The organism is Mesorhizobium sp. M1295 (genome assembly GCF_040318135.1).
Taxonomy (GTDB): Bacteria; Pseudomonadota; Alphaproteobacteria; order Rhizobiales; family Rhizobiaceae; genus Mesorhizobium.
On record NZ_JAMYLU010000029.1, the window covers coordinates 23,231 to 40,239 of the forward strand.

The following is a 17,009-nucleotide window of genomic DNA, read 5'->3' on the forward strand; positions in this document are numbered from 1 at the left end:
CATCTGCAACGCTGGCGTCCGGAGACCCAGATGAGCCTGCTCACGATTACAGGTCTGGATAGGCTGTCGCACGGCGCTTCCATCGCACCGCCGCCCTTCCGCTTCATCGGCCGACATCTGCGGCCGCTTGCGGAGCCGATGGCGCTGCTCGCGATTTTGGGAGTTGCTCGCCCATGCCGGCGCTGCTGACCCACGTTTTCTACCGCGGCTGGAAGAGGTGGCGGCCGCGGCATGGCAGAGTTCAGCCGAGGTGGCCTTGGCTCCAATCTTCTGGCGAGCCTGGAACGTGACCTGATCGGTTTCGTGTGTGGCAGTGTGGCGGAAACGCGTTTGGTCTGGTGATCGGATTTTCCCGCCTCATCGAACGCCTGAGAGGCTCGTGGTCGCGGTTGTATTACCGCTATTACGTGACCTGATCACGTTGACGATGCCAGCACCTTCATTGGCCACTTTCTGGACCATGTACGTCACATCAGGCTCCCCCGCCCGATCGACACGAGCCGGCTCTGTAACCAAGCCGCCGTCATATAGCGGTTCCACGACGGCACTGGCGGCAGTCGTCTTCTCAGCGGCTACAGGTGGACGTTTCAGCATGACGCCAACGAATCCGATGGTGGCAAGGACAGGCAGACCAAGCACCGCGTAGAAGCTGTACTCCGCTGGAGTTCGCCTCGGAAGTGGAGCGACAAGGGCCTGATTTGTCTTGCCATGCCACATTGTCAGCACGCTTTTCGAAGCCTCTGAATTCCTTAGTGTCCATCCCAGCTCGACCTCCGACCATCCCCATTTCCGGCTGCCCGCGGCACGGCAGCCCTTGGCCTCTAGCTGCGCTCGAGCGGATCAGCGTGCCGTCTGCCTTCTCTAGCCGATCAAAATGTCTGCACCCATTTGGCAATGGCCGTTTCGCGCAAAAGTATTCCCCCGTGAGCCGACTTTCCGAATTGGCTTAACTTCCAAATCTGTGGCTTTGCCTGCATTGCGGAGCGCGGAGTTCCGACCACTCGCCCAAGGGTATGCCATGGCGTTTCGTCTCTTTGTTCCGATCCTTGCCGGTGCAACGCTGCGCGAGCGGCTGCTCGCCTGCATCGGGGCCATGATCGGCATCGCATTGACTGGCGTGATCAGTGCGCTGGCGAACGGGTCTGGCCCACATGTCGCACTGCTAGTTGCTCCAATGGGAGCATCGGCCGTGCTGCTCTTTGCCGTGCCTTCAAGCCCGCTGGCGCAACCTTGGTCGATTATCGGTGGCAATACGATTTCGGCGCTGGTCGGGGTGATCGTGGCGCATTTCGTGCGTGAACCCATTCTTGCTACCGGCATTGCGGTGGCGCTGGCCATCGCCGCCATGTCGTTCACGCGCTGCCTGCATCCGCCGGGTGGCGCCGCCGCCTTAACTGCGGTGTTCGGCGGACCGGCCGTCTTCAGTTCCGGCTTGCTGTTTCCCTTCGTTCCGGTAGCGCTGAACTCGATCGTGCTGGTCGCACTCGGCTACGGCATCCATAAACTGTCGCGGCGCAACTATCCACATGTGGCGGCCCCCGCCCTTAAAAGCGCGCATGGAACCATCGATCCGCCGGCGCGGGAGCGGGTCGGCTTCCAGCCCGAGGATATCGATGCCGCGCTCGGCGCGCTGGAGGAAACCTTCGATATCGACCGCAACGATCTTGAGCGGCTGCTGCGGCAGGTCGAGTTGCAGGCGATGGTGCGCTCCCACCGCACCCTGCTGTGCGAGGACATCATGTCGCGCGATGTGATTTCGGTCGATGAACATGCGCCTGCCGACCAGGCGCGTCATTTGCTGCTCGATCACAACATCCGGACGCTGCCGGTGACCGACGCCGACGGCGGGCTGGTCGGTGTAGTTGGCCTGCGCGAGCTGACGAAGGCGACCGACGCGGTGAGGGCTGTGATGTCGAAGGCTGGCACCGCCTCTCCCGATACGCCGGCGATGAGCCTGCTGCCGGTGCTCACCGACGGCCGCAGCCATGCCGTGGTCATCGTCGATGCCGAGCGACGCATTATTCGGCTGATCACCCAGACCGACCTGCTGGCAGCGGCAGCGCGCGTGCACATGGCGGACACAACGCTGGCAGCGGCATAAAATAGTGATCCGGACTTGCTCAATCCGGGAACCCGATGGGGCGCCAATAGGATAGTGGTATTAAGTGCGGCCTTCCGCCTAAGACAATTCCTTTTTACGAGTAGATCAACCCTGAAACGCGACCGCGTGCTCAGGCATCTGGTTCACGTAGGCCAAGTACGACTGCAACAACGGAACACTCTTCAACCTTGCCGGTGGCCAGAGCCAGTCCGCTATGTCGACCAAAGGCGCGGACTACAAATGGAACCATCTGGTGGACGGCTCCTCTGCAACGATGGTAGCGCGGTTCGCATGTCCAAGGCTGGCTTGAAGCTCTACGTCGCGGGTTGAATGATCCTTGGCAAGGGTCGCGGCTCAGACGCCGAGGACGCGGTTCGCAATTCCATGCAGGTGGTCCTTTCCTTTGGTTCCTGCATTTCGCCTATGGTGAGGCGCCGCCGACTCCCGTCATGCATCACGCCGACGACCGCCGCTTCCTCGCCGCGCCAAGGGTTTGACTAGGCCGACGATAGACCCTGAGATAAGCAATTCCGAAACGATGTGGCTTCCTTGCGCGAAATCGGCTCTGTCGAACAGCGATGTCAACATGATCCTGAGTTCCGAGGGTTCGCCGCGCATCAATCCTATAACCTTGATGACGTTCCTGACTAGGAGGATGAGGCTGCTCCAACACGTCCACGGTGTTAGGAATTGCCATTGCACGAGTTGATCTCGGACTTCTTCGTCGCGCGTCGCCAATTTCCAGCCCAATACCGCGCCTACGCTTGGTACCCGAACCACGCGGCCTATCGCCCTCATGCCCACTTCGAGGACCCTCCAGGATCGGGCCTGTTCGGATAGGTGTGGGAGGCCGAAGCATCAGAGGGAACGGCCAGACGCTACCATGCGGATGCGCCATCTGCCGAAGAGCCGTACCGTTACCTTCGTCACTGTGCGGAACGCGGGGCGACCGTCGCGTCAGCCATCCGGCTTTGGGCGTCATTTCTCCCCTGGCGGAGTCCACCGCCCCGACAAAAGCCTGACCTTTGCCAGTCTTCTACGGGCAAGCGTTCGCGCCAAAAGTTCAAAGCCGCGTCCATAACATTCAACAATGAAAGCCAGCCTCATCAGATCGAGCAGAAAGTCGTCGATGGCATGTGTGAGCGCGTCAGACTTTTGTTCAAGCTGAAGCAGCAAGGCGCGCGCCTCTTTGATCGCGGCCCGGCAACCGTCTGCGTTTATCAGGAATCAATCCTGTCTAAGATCTGCAAGCCCTCACCTCGCCCCAAGCCAGACTCAGCGCATCGAACGCCGTTGGAGAGAGTTTCCGACGAAAGAACATCGTCGCGTTTCGCGAAAAGGCATCGCTCGGCAAAGTGCCCGTTGATGAAGCATGCTGCGTCAAACGACAAGCAAGAATCCGGGCTCCACCCCGTGATGTCTTCGAAGGCGGGGTGAGCCGGCTCGGGCATGCGTCTCGGCCGCAACCCTTAATCACGAGGAACTGTGCCGCAAGGCAAACAGTTTCTCTCTATTCTTCTAGCCGCCACGGTTCAGCCTAGATTACATGGGAAACGGCAATAACGCAAAGCAAAGGTTGGCAAAATGAGTAGGGTGGCTGGATCAAATGATGATTTGGCTGCACCAACGACCTTTGCGCCACTTTTGCAGCCCACCTTTCGTTCGATCTGGCTCGCCACGCAAGTCTCGAGCCTCGGCTGGTTGATGCAGACTGTTGCCATCAGTTGGCTGATGGCTACCATCTCGACTTCCGATCTGATGGTTGCGCTGGTGCAGGCTTCATCGAACCTGCCCGCTTTCATTTTGTCCGTGTTCGCCGGGGTTCTCGCTGACAATTTCAGCCGTCGCAGGGTTATGTTCGCGGGCCGCTGCCTTATGGTGATAGCATCTGCGATGCTGACCGCTGTTGTAGCGCTGGGCTTTCTCGACCCATGGATGATTCTCGGCTTCAGCTTTTTAATCGCATGCGGCGGCGCTCTCAACGATCCCGCCTGGCAGGCGTCGGTTGGCGATATGGTGGACCGGCGCGATGTTCCCGCTGCCGTTACCCTGCTTTCCGTTGGCTTCAACACCGTACGGACCGTGGGCCCGGCGCTCGGCGGCATCGTGGTTGCCTCCTTCGGGCTTTTGGCCGCTTTTACCGTGACCACCCTCACCTATTTGGTACCCTTGGCCACCATATGGCGCTGCAAGTGGAAGGTCCGCTCGTCGCCTCTTCCGCGCGAGTCGATGAGGAGGGCCATCTATGACGGGCTGCGCTTCACGGCGATGTCATCGGAAATCAAAGCGGCGATCGCACGCGGAACCCTCTTTGGCCTGGCGAGCATCGCCATACTCGCGCTGCTGCCGCTGATTGTCCGCGACCAGTTGGGAGGAGGCCCGCTCGCCTATGGCACGCTCATGGCAGGTTTCGGAACAGGCGCGGTCTTCGCCGGCCTCTCCAACAGCCTGTTCAGACGGAGCTTGTCGCAAGAACAGCTGATGAGGCTCTCCTGCGTCGCCTGCGCGGCGTGCTCCCTCTCCCTGGCGCTTACCTCTTCGATCGGCGTGGCGGCAATTGCACTTGCTTTGGGCGGCGCAGGCTGGGTCACTGCCTGGTCGGGGGTTGGCGTGAGCGTGCAGCTGGCAAGCCCGCGCTGGGTCGTGGGGCGCACGATCTCCATCTACTATGCATTGATAGACGGCGGCATAGCGGCCGGCAGCTGGGTGTGGGGCACCGTTTCCCAGAACCATTCGCTGACCTGGGCGCTAGAGGGTTCCGCTGCGGCCCTGCTGCTCGTTGCTGCAGCCGGCGTTCTGTTTCCTCTTCGCGAGCGCCGCGAGTCCGAGCCCGATCCTTTGGAGGAATTCGACGCCCCAGCTGTCGCTCTCAGTTTGAAGCCGAGAAGCGGCCCGATCGTGGTCAAGATCGAATATCTGATAGCCGAGAGAAATGTCGAGGCCTTCCTCGACCTCATGCGGCAGCGGCGTCATGTACACAGCCGCGTCGGTGCTCGGAACTGGACGCTCCAGCGCAACCTTCAGAAGCCTATGCAGTGGACAGAAACGTTCCGCACGCCGACCTGGACCGACTACCTTCGCCTCAATCATCGTCTCACGGAAGTAGACAAGGAACTGGACGAGCGTGTCTTCCAGTTACACGCGGGAGAGGAAGCGCCTCAAATGACGCTTTCGATTGAGCGGCCGACAAGCTCGGCCCGGAAACCCGACCAGTCAATCCTTCACCTTCCCCGTCATTGAAGCCTGACCTTCCCATATCTGGGCATCAGCGATCGTTAAAGATCCGGGTGATGGATGAGAATCTCGGCGGCATCCGTCGTGCCTTCGCCGCGCAGCCGCACGAGCTGGAAAAGTTCGACCGCGCCAAGCAGGACGCGCCTTGATCTCGCCAATGAGCGCGTCGACATCCGTGTCGGCAACACCAGCGCCATGAATTTCTCGTTCCTGACCGCCATGGGCCTGGTGCTCTGGTTCGGTGGCCAGAAAGTGATCGCAGGTCAAATCAGCGTCGGCACGCTGGCCCTGTTGCTCACCTTCATGACCATTCTGCAGATGCCGGTGCGCCAGCTCGGACTGCTGGTCAACTCGTTCGCGCGCGCCTCGACCTGCGGCACGCGGCTGTTCGAGTTGCTCGACGCCGAACTTGACACCGAGGACGCGCCGGGCGCCAGGGATCTCGTCGTCACCGACGGCGTGCTGCGCTTCGACAATGTCGGTTTCTGCTACGCGGGCTTGGGCGGCCGCCCTACGCTCTCCGGCATCTCCTCCGAGGCGAGCAATGCATCGCCGTCTAGGCAAGGCGAATGCTCCGGACTTCCCAGCCTTTCTTGCCTTGCCCGCATTCGACAAACACCTTCTGTCCCGCCACCAGCACGCTGAGCCCTGAGCGCGTCAGGGCGCTGGCATGAACGAAGACGTCCTTCTCACCGTTGTCAGGAGCAATGAAGCCGAAGCCCTTTTCGGGTTTGTACCACTTGACCGTGCCCCCGCTCTCCAGCTGCGCACCGGTTTCAACGAAGGTCCCTCCAGCGACGCGCGTATGTGACGGAGTTTTCGCGCGGTGATCGCCGATCTCCAGCACCTGCGCGACTTGATGACCTCTTGGACTTTTTTCGACCGTGATCTTGAGAGGCGTTCCCGCGGCAACATCCCGGCTTCCGGCCGCCTCTAACACTCGCACGTGCAGATAGGCCTCCGTGCCGTCCGACAGTTTGACGAAGCCAAAACCCTTGCTGACGGTGAACCACAACACCTCCGCATCGACAGGATCTGCCGTCACGGTCGGCGGGCGCTGAAAATAGCTTGGCTCGGAAGTCCGTTCCGAAAAGGAAACGGGGTCATCGTCATAGCGATGCCGGCGTGGCTCGCGATGGTCTCGATATTTGCCCATGATCATCTCGACTGGCATGGATGGCGCACTGCGCTACCGTCAAGATAATCTCAATCGGGCGACGCGTTTATGTCAAAAAGGCCGTGAAGACCGCAGCTGTGCCCGGCCTATCGGCCGAACCCTTTGAAACTAGATTCATTTCCCCTGAAACAATAGTGCCGGCGAGTCGATTTACTGACTCGCATAGGTTGTGTTGGAGCGAGAGTGCGATGATGTTGGCGCGGGCGCACTGGAAGGGCTTTATCAGGCATTGCGGAAAGCCTGCTCCGGGTTTCTTCAAAAAGGAACCGAACGGCGGGTCGACGACCATTTGCGCCGGCTCCAGGCTACGGCGCAGGTCTGACCGTGCATGATCATCATCTCCAGCGTCACGCCCAGCGTCGACGCCAAGCCGTGGAGAACTATGCCGCGCTGTCGCCGACGAGAACAACGTCGCAATGTCGATCGACGAGCTTTGAATCGGCGCACTCAATGGGCCTCCTTCCCCAAGCACGGATGTCGCGTTGGCACTTTTTATGCAGCTGCGAAGAGCTAAAATCGCCACGACGGGTGGTGTTGACGCGCCGACAATTATCAGACAAAAACGGAATTCAATCGGTTCAGCGGCCTACGCGGCAGGGCTCTGCTCAACAACCTCGGGGACCATGGACGAACGCGCAAAAGGGATTAGGAAAGGCGGAGCTGGAGGCAAGGCCAACGACGTCAATGCGGACTTAATCGCCGTTGTGGTCGCCATGGACAGCAGCGCCCCCTGCGTTCTGACCATCCCGCAGGCAAACGCCCTGCCCTCGGGCCCGTTCGAGCTTGCTCACCGTTCGCTGCAGTCGGGCCTCAGGGGATGGGTGGAACAACAGACCGGCCAGCCGCTCGGCTATATCGAACAGCTCTACACCTTCGCCGATCGCGACAGGGTTGGCGCTGACGACCGCGTGGTCTCTATCAGCTATCTGGCGCTCACCCACCAAGACGAAGCTGGCGACCCGGCCGGGCGACACTGGGGAAGCTGGTACGAGTATTTCCCGTGGGAGGATCACCGCTCCGGCACACCGGCGGTCGTGTTGGACGAATTGCGGCCGCGCCTGATGGAATGGGCGGATGGCACTGACGACAGTACGACACGCCTCGACCGACGACGGCGGGCGGCGATCGCCTTCGGCTTTGACGACCGCCATTGGAACGAGGAACTCGCGCTTCAACGTTATGAGCTGCTCTACGAAGCCGCCCTGGTGGAGGAAGCAATACGCGCCGGACATTCCGCTGCGCCCACCTGGGTCTCGGGCAGATCGATGATCGCCGATCATCGTCGCATCCTGGCGACCGGCATTGCGCGGCTGCGCTCCAAGATCAAATATCGGCCGGTCGTATTCGAACTGTTGCCGCCGGTCTTCACGCTTTTGCAGCTGCAGCGCACCGTGGAGGCGCTTGCCGGCAGGCTCGTGCGTAAGCCGAACTTTCGCCGGCTGATCGAGCAGCAGGAGCTGGTCGAGGAGACCGGTGAGACAACCGCGGAAACCGGCGGCCGGCCGGCGCAACTTTATCGCTTCCGTCACGCCGTTCTCGACGAGAGGGTGATAGCCGGAACAAAATTGCCGCTCTCGCGGGCTTGACCCGCCTTGCGCCAGCAGCCCTGACGATGTCGCGGACGGCTTGGCCCTTGTGAGAACCGGGATTGTCGAGAATGACGATGTCGCCCGGCTTCAGTGTTTTGTTGAGTTCGGTTTCGACATAGACGCGAAAGGCCTGCGTATTGATGGGTCCGTCAATGACCCAAGGCGCCTCCACCCGATCATGCCGCAGCGCGGTGATGAAGGTCATCGTCTTCCAATGGCCATATGGTGCGTGGGCCATCAGCCGCTTGCCGCGCACACCCCAGCCGCGCAACGGCGCCATGTTGGTCTTGACCCATGTTTCATCCAGGGAGACCAGGCGCGTAGGGTCAATGCGGGTCTGATAGCGCATCCATTGCGCACGCCCGCGCATCAGCTTTGGCTTGAGCTGCTCGGCCGGCAGAACGGTTTTTTTGAAGCTCTTGCCCTCGCGGTGCAGGAAGCGACCGACGCTCGCAGGAGACCACGTTCAGCCAGTGCCGCCGTCAATTGATGAAGCGTCATGTTGGCATCTCGCTCAACCTCGCCCAGGACGAAAGCACGGTGCTCCCCGTCGATCAGATAGGGCCGATGACCACCCATCTTGCCGGGTGCCGCACTGCCACGGCGACGCTTGCGGCCTCGGGCGTTTCCTGGGCGAAGGCGGTGACGATGAAAGCCGAGACGACGCCACAGACTGGGCTGGCGGATAGTAGTTCGCGAGTCAGCCACGGTAGCGGTCGCTACGAAGCGCGCAGCACTTTGTCATCGGTACATTCCGTCCCATGCCTGAAATGAGCAGTGCAGCCATGTCGCCTCCTCCGCAGTCACCGTGGCGAAAGCAATCCTTCCGCTGCCACACGGACCTAATGTCGCCTGGCACTAGCTTGCTTCAGCAAACCACTTAGCGCAATTCTCAGGAGCTACCGTGCCCGCACCGCAGGCGAGGTCCGGGGAGGCTTGCTCACTCAGTTTGCCATTCTGGAAAGTCGCGTTCTTGCCAACGCGCATATTCGAGATATTCTCTCGCAATCGCCTCTACAAGATCTTGTTGGAGCTCTTTGCGAAGGCACGGCATTTCGCTGATTGCCAAGCTGTGCTCTCTCGCAAAACGAATGGCGCAACGATATCCGTCAACGTCTTCCAAAGTGGGACGGACTGCATCTTCCTTCCACTGATCCGCAAGTTCCTGCAGCAATGAAGGTTGTCCTTCTCTTGTGACAAACATGTCTGTGACCCGACGCTTGGCTCTCTCCAGAAAGGCGTCCGAGTTGCCGAGCCGCAACCGCCTTACATGCCACCGAAAAGCGCCATCCCAATGCTGACTTCGCGCCATTAAATTGAGAAGGGAGATCGAACCGCCTTCGAGGATGAGCCCCGGCTGGGAACTACGCTCATCCACTTGCATTATCAGCTTACGATGGGCGGTCTCGGCGTCGATGATGCCCGCGGTTAGCGGGCGCGAATCCAAGTAGATCCGCTGGGTAGATTGCAGTTCGGAATCCGAGGGACGCCCGCTGCCGGTGGCGATTTGAGGACAGCATTGTACACGATCCAGCGCAATGACCGGCCATCCGGTCTCTCGTGCAATTTGGATTGCCGCGTCTGTTTTGCCGCTGCAGGTCGGCCCGTAAATCAAATAGATTAGCATGTGTATGCCGCTTAGTTTATCGGAACTAACCGCCCCCCAAGCACAAGATACTCGGCAGGCTTTCACCGGACTTGTCGCAAACATTTTGACAAGCGGCGATTATGCCCTGAAACGACGCCATTTTCGAACTTTGTGAAGTCCGAAAGGGCGCAAGCAGCCCGTTGTGGTCGTTCACTCCAGTCACCAACGCCTCTGTTTGACGTTTGACGACGGTCCACTTTGCACATCTCATGCCGACTGTGACGCAACGCGGCACCGCAGGATGGTGACCTCGTTGTCTCCGGCAAAAGATCCTTGCGCGTCTTGGGTTAATCGAGGCGGCGGCGCACGGGCGCCTTATTGTCTCGGAACATGGCCAGGAAGGCGGCTGATCAACAAAAGTGGAAGACGGTGCCCCGACGACCTCACCGATTTGTGAGGCGACCGAGGATCTGCCCGACATCGTCGATCTCGTCCTCGAGGTGGGCCGTGTGCCGGCCGCGCCGCCAAAGCCTTCTCCCCTGCCGGTCCGGCTGGAAGCCTCGTCGAAACGGCACAGGAGTACACCAAAGCCGCCAGCGCGCAAACACACAGACCGCCGGCGCCAAGGATTTGGCGCTTTTTGCGTGGCGTCCGCTCCGATCTTCCGGAAGGGGAGCTGGCTGCCGTTTTCTGGGCACTCGCTGCGCATCGCCGCTGCGCAACGCCGAACTGGACATCGAGCGGCTACGCGATGAACCGCATGGTCTGCCATTGTGAGGCTCTTGCTCGACACTAATGGCCTCTCCGAGGTGACGAGGCCGAGCCCTGACGCGCGCGTGCTGGAATGGATGACGGGCTCGATGAAGACCGCTCATTTATCAGGTTGTGTCGATCGCCGAGATCCGGCGCGGCGCTGCCTTCATAGACAAAGGTCGGAAACGTGACGCACTGGCCGGATGGCTCGCCCGGGACCTGCCGCAGCGCTTCGAGCCGAGAGTCCTGCCCGTGGACGAACTGGTTGCCCTGGCCTGGGGCGACCTGACGGGCCTCGCGAAGCGGCGTGGCCGCGGTCTGTCATCGATGGACGGGCTGATTGCAGCCACCGCGATTTCCTGACCCATCACATGGCGGGGATATTCATGCGCTGACGGCGAAACACCCAGATGTCCCGCACCTACCACGATCAATATGGAAACGCCTCGGTGGCAGCCACGAGGTCGATGTCATTGAAGATGAGATGAAATAGGCGGATCAGCTCTGCTTTTCGCATCCTTGACGCGCGCTTCATGACAGGCCTCGGCCAAGGGCGTCGAGTTTAGCTTCCGGTTGGATGATTGCCCTCACCTGTGGCTATGCTTACGGCCATCCCGATCGAGAAAAGCATCGAACGCGGCAGCGACAGCGCGAATTACAAAGCGATGCTCCCGCCGTACGCGGACAAAACCGTTTTCGAAGTCCACTATCCCGTCCTCGGCCAGCATCGCCAAGCGTTCAGCTGAATCGAGAAGACGGATCGGATCAGATCCGTGGGCGGCACAGATTGCCTGCACATCGGCCTCGAGATCGCACATTAGTCGCTCGATAATTGCGGCTCGCACGCGGTCGTCGTCGGTGAGGCGATAGCCCTTTGACGTCGCCAGACGGCCAGCTGCGATGTGCTGGATGTAGGAATCCCGTGTAACTTCGTTTTGGACGTACCCCTCGCCGACGCGGCCGATAGCCGACGCGCCGAAACCGATCAGGGTTCTGCAGGTGGTGGCCGAGTAGCCCAGCGAGTTACGCCGCAGGCGACCCGTTTTCTGTGCCAGCGCGAGCTCGTCGTCCGGCAAGGCGAAATGGTCGAGCCCGATCTCGCGGTAGCCGGCGGCAATCAGCGTCGCGGCCACGGCCGCATACTGTTCGGCGCGGGCAGCGCTGCCCGGAAGAACTGCCTCCTCGATGAGGCGCTGATTCTTTACAAGCGACGGGATGTGCGCATAGCCGAACACCGCAAGCCGGTCGGGGCGCATTGCGACCGCCGCCCTCGCGGTCTCGACGCAGGACTGCACCGTTTGATGCGGGAGACCGAAGATGAGGTCGAAGTTGATGCGGCTTACTCCATGCCGGCGCAGCATTTCCACGGCAGCAGACGTCTGCGCCTCACTCTGAACCCGGTTGATTGCTTTTTGAACAATGAGATCGAAGCTCTGCACGCCGAGACTCACACGGTTCACGCCGGCTGCTCCTAAGGCCTCGGCCATCTCGGCCGTGAACGTGCGCGGATCAATCTCGACGGCAACCGTAGCTGTTTTCGTGAGAGCGAAGCGGCGTCGCAGGAACTCCATCAGAGCCAGGAACTCGGCTGGTCCTATGAGAGACGGCGTTCCGCCGCCGAAATGCATGTCGCTCACGGGCAGCGTCTGCGGCGCTCGCTCCGAGACCAAACGGATCTCGTCACGCAGCGCCGCCAGATAGTTGAGGATCGGCGCATCATGGCGGGTGATGGTGGTGGGGAAGCCACAATACCAGCAAGCTGATCGGCAGAACGGAACGTGGAAATAGAGCGACACCGGATCGTCAGCCGGCAGGTTCCTGAGCCATTCCTCATAAGCCTCGGCGCCGACCGCCCCAGAGAACTCCGACACAGTCGGATAGATAGTGTACCAAGGCAGGCCGGCCTCGCGATATTTTGTGGTCTGCAACAGTTACCGTCCCATGCTGATAACCACCAACCTTACGGCTGCGCTCGCCTGTGTCTTTGCGCTATGTCAGTCCGTTCCGCTTTGGGCTCGAAACTTGTATTTCTCAGCAATAGCGGCCGTTCAGTCTTGGCTGGACGGTCAGCGACTGGCCATGGCTGTTCCCGCCGCGACCCTCACGCGCACCGTTTGGTTCCACCATCCCTTCCCTTCAGCCTGCGCCTGGTCGAGTAGATTCTGCTGAGCGCGGCTGCCGCATCCAACGAGATAACACGGCGTTGGGACCAGACTTTGCTCGCCAGCTAGCGCAGCCCCATAGTGATCTCTGGCATCTCGATGAGCTCGTTGTGTGAATTGCTGGCAAGAAGCATTAGCTGTGGCGCGCCGTCTATCAGGACGAGAGGCTGCTCGACGCGACCGTCAGGTCGGCCGCAATGCCAAGGCCGGCGCGCCTACTGACTCCGTGGTGGAGGCAAGGCTGCGCGTCAGCGCGTGATTACCGATCATCGCGCTCGCCAAAATGACGGCGTCGTACCGAGCGGTGCCGCCGCATGATGTCTCAACGTCGGGGCTCACAGCAAACAAAGCTGTCGCCATTGAACGAAACTGTCGCGAAGCGAACAGACGAACCGTAGCCGAAACGTTTGCCGTTCGTGCTTGGGTTGATCCGCAAGGCAAAAAGGAAGGAAGAGCGAACCAAGGTCCGCCGGCACACTTGAGCTTCAAGCCGCAGCTGCGTCGTCAGGATGGCACGTCATTTGCAGTAGAAGCCTTTGTGACGGCCCGCCCACAACTAGCGGAGATGACGGGGATGATTTGTACAGAAATGTTGGATGGCGTCGTTTCGGCGATTATTATATTTGTAATAACAATCGCATATTTGTAACAATAACACCTCATCATATTCTCAATTTCTGATGAATATCTGGCATGACGAGCGCATCAAAACTGCTCAAACTCAACTCAATGCGCATCGCTATCGACTGTTTCCTTAGCAAGAGTTCATCACTGACGTCCATTCCTTTTACTCTTTGAACGGAGATTAACAATGAACATTAGGAGCCTCCTCCTCGGCTCAACTGCGGCACTGATTGCCGTTTCCGACGCTCGCGCCGTGACCGCCGTTGCCGAGCCTGACCCGACTGAGTACGTTAAAGTCTGCGACGTCTACGGCTCGGGTTACGTCTACATTTCAGGCACTGAGACCTGCGTGCGCATCGGCGGCTATGTCCGTTACGACGTCGGCTTGGGCCATGTCGGATTGGTTGATCACGCAAGAACCTCGGATGTGAGGACTGGTGAGCATCAGGGCACATGGCAAAACAACACGCGCTTCACATTGAAAACTTGGACCGGCCAGGAGACCGAACTCGGCACGTTGAAGACCTACACCGAAACCCGCATGAACTTCGGCAACCGCCACACTTCGGTTTCGGACAGTTCTCGGTCCTATGCCTTCAACGGAGACAGCACCTTGACTTTCGCCTGGATTCAGCTTGGTGGCCTCCGAGTTGGTAAGGACTGGTCGGCCTTCGACATGTTTATTGGCGGCGCGGGTGACGTACTCAACCAGACGCCGGTTCCGTACGGCGCTTTCGATACCAATGTGGTTCAGTACTACTTCGACGCCGGGAACGGCTTTTCGGCCGTGGTTTCGCTCGAAGAAGGCTCGGGCGTGGTCGGCACAATCGACAGCTACGCACCGCACGTAGTCGGCGGCTTGAAATACACACATGGCTGGGGCGCGATCACCGGCGTTGCCGCTTATGATAGCAACTACGAATCGGTGGCCGCCAAGGTCCGTGTCGACATCAATGTCACCAACGAACTGTTGCTGTTCGGAATGCTCGGCTACGGTTCCAACGGCAAGCTCAACGACGACTCCACGAACGCCATAGACGCTCATGGTCGCGGCTTCTATAAGAGTTGGGGCGGGAACTGGGCTTTCTGGGCTGGCGCCGCTTACGAGCTCAACGAGACAACTTCGTTCAAGCTTCAGCTCTCCGGTGATCAGCTCAAGAACCATGGTGTCGCTGCAAACGTCGCCTATGCGTTTCTTCCAGATTTCACAGTTACGGCGGAACTCGACTATGGCCGATACGGTAACTTCGCCGTCGGCAAGGTGGACGGCGCTTCCAACATGAATTGGACCAACGCCAACAAGAAGAGCAGTGTCGGCGGAATCGTGCGTTTCGAACGCTCATTCTAACGGATGAAAGGGCGCTGAGGCAGGCATCGCATGTACTTGTCGTCGGCGGATCGGACTCCAGTGGGGGTGCCGGAATCGCGCGCGATATCGAGATGCTCTCCTCCATGGGCGTGCGCAGCTGCCTTGCCGTCACTGCGGTGACGGTGCAAACACACGACAGCGTCACGGACATCCTTCATCTGCAACCCGGTCTGGTGGCCGATCAGATGCGTGCAGCGATCTCGCGGGCGTCGCGGCGTAGTGAGCGCGGGCGCGGCCGTGATGATCGTGGCGGGAGGGAGAGGTAAGGAGCGTCTTTCCTTTGAGAATTCGCGTTTACGGGTACCCACGATGCACAACGGGCGAGTTTTTCAAAGAGGCGCGTCCTCCTTCGAAGCGCTTCGGAGGGCCAGGCTCTAGGCTCGCCCCGAGCCCCTGCGTAGCCTGCGGGGGAGCTGGGTCTCGGCCCATCCGGGTAACGATCCTTCGCGCGGCTATGGAAACGATCGCATTTGCCGATTATCGCATAAAAAACTTGTTATCGAACGACTTAAAAAACTTGCAACTCAACAGCATCATTGACTTGTCGCATATCAGCACTATATACTTGTAATCGCACAGCTCTAAAAAAGTTGCAAAGGCACGGCCATGGCCAAGCCCCATGAAAAACTCGCTGTATCACTGGCCGTCCTCAAAGAGCTGCAGGAGGGTGGGCGGCGCATATTCAAATCAGATGAGCTGACCCGCGTCCACCGGGAGCGGCTGCTGCAGAACGGGTTCCTCCGCGATGTTATCAAAGGCTGGCTCATGTCGACCGGCCCGCAGGCACGGCAGCAAGACACCACCCCTTGGTACGCGAGCTTCTGGGAGTTCTGCTCCCTTTACTGCAATGACCGGTTCGGCAAGGACTGGTTCCTCTCACCGGAGCAGTCGCTGCTTCTGCACGCGGAAGCGCCCACTATTCCGCCTCAGGTGGTGGTGAACACCCCCAAAGGCACGAATAACAAAATCGACCTGCTGTTCGGCACTTCGCTTTATGACCTCAAGGTCAAGGAGATGCCGGCCGAACTGACAGAGAAAAACGGCCAGCGCGTGTTCACTGTCGAGGCCGCCCTTACCCGGGTGCCGGCAGCGTTCTTCCAGCGCGCCCCTATCGAGATGCAGATCGCCATGGCGTCGGTGCGCGACGTATCAACCGTTCTGGCCCTGCTGCTTGATGGCGGCCATTCCGCCGTGGCGGGACGGCTTGCGGGGGCCTTCCGTCGCGTAGGACGCGACTCCTTTGCCGATGAAATCGTGGCCGCCTTCAAAGCCGCCGGCTATGACGTGCGCGAATCCGATCCGTTCGCGGGACAAATTGGAGTGACAACTATTGCGGCGGGCGTACCGCCGTTGGTCGCCCGCCTGCGCGCGATCTGGCAATCGCAGCGCGAAGCCATCATCGAGATATTCCCGAAGGCACCCGGACTGCCGTCCGACAAAGACGCCTATATGAAGTTCGTCGAGGATATCTACGAAAGCGACGCCTACCATTCGCTGTCGATAGAAGGGTACAGCGTCACCCCGGGACTCATCGACCGGGTGCGCGAGGGGAGCTGGAATCCGGAGATTGATGAAGAGGACCGCAAGAACCGAGATGCGCTTGCCGCGCGTGGCTACTACCTCGCATTCCAGAAGGTCAAAGACTCTGTTGCCGCGATCATCAACGGCAAGCCAGCCGGCGCGTTGACGCGGGACACTCACCGGGAGTGGTACCGGGAGCTGTTCGCGCCGTCAGTGACCGCCGGCATCCTCAAAGCCAGCGCGCTTGCGGGATATCGCAATCACCCTGTGTACCTGCGCGGCTCGCAGCACGTGCCGCCGCGTACCGAAGCGGTGGCCGATGGTATGAATGAGCTGTTCGACCTGCTGGAGGCGGAGAAGGAGGCCTCCGTGCGTGCCGTGCTGGGGCATTGGCTTGTGGGCTATGTGCACCCCTATCCGGACGGCAACGGACGAATGGCGCGGTTCCTCATGAACGCGATGCTGGCTTCAGGCGGTTACCCCTGGACAGTCGTCAGAGTCGATGACCGGAAGGCCTACCTCGCAGGGCTGGAGGAGGCGAGCGGCAATATGCATGTGAAAACGTTCGCCGCCTTTCTCGCCGAACGGGTGAAGTGGTCTATGGAGAAGGCGGCGTGAGGTCGGTGGTGTGCCATGTTTAACTTGCTTGTCTCGGGCCACGGCGAGTGGTGGGAAACGCCGCCGTTCACGTCAACCATTGACCGGTTCAAGGAATCTAGCGGCGCCGAGGCCGAGGCTATCGACCTCGCGCCCTGAAACATTGCGCCGGCTGGAGGAAATCCCGGCGCTTTTGATGTACGAAGTCGGGGCGGGAGGCCCGCACGCGCGCGTGGTCCGGCACAGCCGCATACGCAATATCGTTCGGCGCGGACACGAACTGGCCTTCACCTT

General features: G+C 60.1%; 11 protein-coding genes and 5 pseudogenes. 11 read left to right on the top strand and 5 right to left on the bottom strand.

Going from position 1 to position 17,009, the window contains the following annotated elements:
* Positions 1 to 30: 30 nt before the first annotated feature.
* From NKH29_RS28430 to NKH29_RS28445, 4 genes and pseudogenes are all read left to right on the top strand, one after another.
* The gene (locus NKH29_RS28430) at positions 31 to 189 is read left to right on the top strand and encodes a hypothetical protein (RefSeq protein WP_353001113.1); all 159 of its coding nucleotides are present in this window, start codon (positions 31 to 33) and stop codon (positions 187 to 189) included.
* Between the two features lie 829 nt (positions 190 to 1,018).
* Positions 1,019 to 2,101, top strand: coding sequence for an HPP family protein (locus NKH29_RS28435; RefSeq protein WP_353001114.1), 1,083 nt, complete (start codon positions 1,019 to 1,021; stop codon positions 2,099 to 2,101).
* A 1,584-nt stretch (positions 2,102 to 3,685) separates the two neighbouring features.
* Positions 3,686 to 5,341, top strand: a complete 1,656-nt coding sequence (locus NKH29_RS28440) for an MFS transporter (RefSeq protein WP_352921686.1) — start codon at positions 3,686 to 3,688, stop codon at positions 5,339 to 5,341.
* 32 nt (positions 5,342 to 5,373) lie between these two features.
* Positions 5,374 to 5,917: pseudogene (locus NKH29_RS28445) on the top strand (ABC transporter transmembrane domain-containing protein); the annotation flags it as partial.
* On the opposite strand, the gene NKH29_RS28450 reads toward NKH29_RS28445, so the two are convergent.
* Together NKH29_RS28450 and NKH29_RS28455 are read right to left on the bottom strand one after the other, a co-directional pair.
* Complete coding sequence (locus NKH29_RS28450; RefSeq protein ID WP_353001115.1) at positions 5,892 to 6,509, bottom strand: cold-shock protein; 618 nt, start codon at positions 6,507 to 6,509, stop codon at positions 5,892 to 5,894. The pseudogene NKH29_RS28445 and the gene NKH29_RS28450 sit on opposite strands and share 26 nt — an antisense overlap.
* A 228-nt stretch (positions 6,510 to 6,737) precedes the next feature.
* A pseudogene (locus NKH29_RS28455) lies at positions 6,738 to 6,988 on the bottom strand (3-methyl-2-oxobutanoate hydroxymethyltransferase); the annotation flags it as partial.
* Between the two features lie 147 nt (positions 6,989 to 7,135).
* On the opposite strand from NKH29_RS28455, the gene NKH29_RS28460 reads away from it, so the two are divergent.
* Positions 7,136 to 8,098 (top strand): NUDIX hydrolase, encoded by a 963-nt coding sequence (locus tag NKH29_RS28460; protein ID WP_353001116.1) that lies wholly within the window; start codon positions 7,136 to 7,138, stop codon positions 8,096 to 8,098.
* A 73-nt stretch (positions 8,099 to 8,171) separates the two neighbouring features.
* Here the strand turns inward: NKH29_RS28460 and NKH29_RS28465 are convergent.
* A pseudogene (locus NKH29_RS28465) lies at positions 8,172 to 8,471 on the bottom strand (transposase); the annotation flags it as partial.
* 119 nt (positions 8,472 to 8,590) lie between these two features.
* Here NKH29_RS28465 and NKH29_RS28470 point away from each other — a divergent pair.
* Positions 8,591 to 8,875 carry a hypothetical protein gene (locus tag NKH29_RS28470; RefSeq protein ID WP_353001117.1) on the top strand — a complete coding sequence of 95 codons (285 nt, stop codon included), beginning with the start codon at positions 8,591 to 8,593 and terminating at the stop codon, positions 8,873 to 8,875.
* 166 nt (positions 8,876 to 9,041) lie between these two features.
* On the opposite strand, the gene NKH29_RS28475 is transcribed toward NKH29_RS28470, so the two are convergent.
* A complete protein-coding gene (locus tag NKH29_RS28475; protein WP_352515927.1) occupies positions 9,042 to 9,728 on the bottom strand; it encodes an isopentenyl transferase family protein in 687 nt (228 codons plus the stop codon).
* A 734-nt stretch (positions 9,729 to 10,462) separates the two neighbouring features.
* On the opposite strand from NKH29_RS28475, the pseudogene NKH29_RS28480 reads away from it, so the two are divergent.
* Positions 10,463 to 10,802, top strand: a pseudogene (locus NKH29_RS28480) (PIN domain-containing protein); the annotation flags it as partial.
* A 227-nt stretch (positions 10,803 to 11,029) separates the two neighbouring features.
* Here the strand turns inward: NKH29_RS28480 and hemN are convergent.
* The gene (hemN, locus tag NKH29_RS28485; RefSeq protein ID WP_352515929.1) at positions 11,030 to 12,370 is read right to left on the bottom strand and encodes an oxygen-independent coproporphyrinogen III oxidase; all 1,341 of its coding nucleotides are present in this window, start codon (positions 12,368 to 12,370) and stop codon (positions 11,030 to 11,032) included.
* Positions 12,371 to 12,887: 517 nt separating this feature from the next.
* Here hemN and NKH29_RS28490 point away from each other — a divergent pair.
* From NKH29_RS28490 to NKH29_RS28505, 4 genes and pseudogenes are all read left to right on the top strand, one after another.
* Entirely contained in the window at positions 12,888 to 13,253 is a 366-nt protein-coding gene (locus tag NKH29_RS28490; RefSeq protein WP_352474850.1) for a hypothetical protein, read from the top strand.
* 162 nt (positions 13,254 to 13,415) lie between these two features.
* Positions 13,416 to 14,576 (top strand): porin, encoded by a 1,161-nt coding sequence (locus tag NKH29_RS28495; RefSeq protein ID WP_353001118.1) that lies wholly within the window; start codon positions 13,416 to 13,418, stop codon positions 14,574 to 14,576.
* Positions 14,577 to 14,590: 14 nt separating this feature from the next.
* Positions 14,591 to 14,797, top strand: a pseudogene (locus tag NKH29_RS28500) (bifunctional hydroxymethylpyrimidine kinase/phosphomethylpyrimidine kinase); the annotation flags it as partial.
* A 406-nt stretch (positions 14,798 to 15,203) separates the two neighbouring features.
* On the top strand, positions 15,204 to 16,736 hold the full coding sequence (locus NKH29_RS28505; protein ID WP_353001119.1) for a Fic family protein: 1,533 nt from the start codon (positions 15,204 to 15,206) through the stop codon (positions 16,734 to 16,736).
* Positions 16,737 to 17,009 lie beyond the last annotated feature (273 nt).